Origin of the sequence: Streptomyces sp. KLMMK (assembly GCF_036961605.1) — a bacterium.
Taxonomy (GTDB): domain Bacteria; phylum Actinomycetota; class Actinomycetes; order Streptomycetales; family Streptomycetaceae; genus Streptomyces; species Streptomyces telluris.
The window spans coordinates 1-1,398 of sequence record NZ_JBAMDC010000735.1 but is presented as its reverse complement, the minus strand read 5'-3'; the positions used below and the strand labels follow the sequence as shown (position 1 = coordinate 1,398).

Sequence of the window (1,398 nt, the reverse complement as noted above, 5' to 3'; positions counted from 1 at the left end):
CCGCCCGCACCACCTGCAGCGCCGCGAGCGCGTCCGACGCCGCGTCGTGCGCGCCCCTCAGCTCCACCCCGTACTGCGCGCACAGATCCGTCAGCGTCCGCCGCCCCTTGCGGTAGCGGTCCAGGTGCTTGTCCAGCACCCATGGATCCATCACGCACAGCGGGGCCGCCCCCAGGTAGTCCGCCAGCGTCGAGGCGCGGTGGCGCCTCAACTCGCGGTCCAGCAGCGTCAGGTCGAACGGGGCGTTCATCACCACCAGCGGCGTCCCGCGCGCCGACTGCACCGCCAGCGCCCGTGCCACCTCCTCCATGACCGGCGCCGGCCACCGGCCGTTCCGCTGCAGATAGGCGTCGGTCAGCCCGTGTATCGCAGTGGCCCCTTCCGGCACCGGCACCCCTGGGTCGACCAGCCAGCGCGTCACGACCGGAGCGGCCTCGGCCGCGGACTGCACCACGAGGGCCGCCGACACGATCCGGTCGTGCTCGACATCCACTCCGGTGGTCTCGGTGTCGAACGCGGCGAGTGGTCCCTCGAACCAGCACATGTTCACAACTCCTCGCACTTGCCCGGCGAATGGCGTGTTTCACCCTCCCCGCCAGGTGATACCCGGCCGTGGAGCCATGCGAACCGCCGTTGTTTGCACGGGAGTTGCAAAGGAAACAACACAGTTGTACGGATCGAACGCGCGAAGACGCCCGGAAGGATTCGGACATGGCGCTCCCGCGGCCCGAACCGGGCGGGCTGCTGTCCCAGCTCCCCGAGCCCGCCGTACCCGCCCCCGCACGCGGCTCGCTCGCCACCACCGCCTGCATGGAGACGCTCCAGATCGGCTACCTGCACGCCGTCGCCGCGGCCGCGGGCTGCTCACTGGCCCAGCCCTTTCCCGACCACGGCATCGACTGGCACATCAGCCACACCGCACCCGGCCACGCCGTCGACGACGAGGTCACCATCAAGGTGCAGCTCAAATGCACCTACCAGCTCGGCCCCCGCCCGGCCGTGCAGCCGCCGCCCCGGGCCCCCGCCGCGGAGCCCCCGGCCGTCCCCGTCGTCCCGGCCGCCCCGGCGCCCACCTTCGCCTTCACCCTCGACAACGACCACCTGGCCAAGCTCGCCCGCACCCCCGTCGCCGTCCACAAGATCCTCGTCGTGATGATCGTGCCGAGATCGCGCGACGACTGGCTGCGCGCCGGCCACGACAGCCTCCACCTGAGGCACTGCTGCTACTGGACCAACCTCGCCGGCCACCCCGTGACCGGCAGACGCCGGACCACCGTGCGGATCCCGGCCACACGCGTCTTCGACGACCGCGCACTCTGCGAGATCATGACGCGGGTCGGGGCGGGAGGGAGACCCTGATGCACCGGCCGACCGAGCCCTCGCGCCACCCCCGTCACA

The 1,398-nt window shown here is 71.9% G+C and carries 2 protein-coding genes; one reads left to right on the top strand and one right to left on the bottom strand.

The window, feature by feature from the left end:
* Window positions 1–544, bottom strand: a 544-nt coding sequence (locus V7793_RS37580) for an exonuclease domain-containing protein (RefSeq protein WP_336014234.1), incomplete at its 3' end; no start/stop codon positions are given.
* Window positions 545–711: 167 nt separating this feature from the next.
* Between V7793_RS37580 and V7793_RS37575 the strand changes: the two genes are divergently transcribed.
* The gene (locus V7793_RS37575) at window positions 712–1,359 is read left to right on the top strand and encodes a DUF4365 domain-containing protein (RefSeq protein WP_336014232.1); all 648 of its coding nucleotides are present in this window, start codon (window positions 712–714) and stop codon (window positions 1,357–1,359) included.
* Window positions 1,360–1,398 lie beyond the last annotated feature (39 nt).

Coding starts and splice junctions, on each gene's coding strand:
- V7793_RS37575 (WP_336014232.1), top strand. CDS start 712: ATGGCGCTCCCGCGGCCCGAACCGGGCGGGCTGCTGTCCCAGCTCCCC.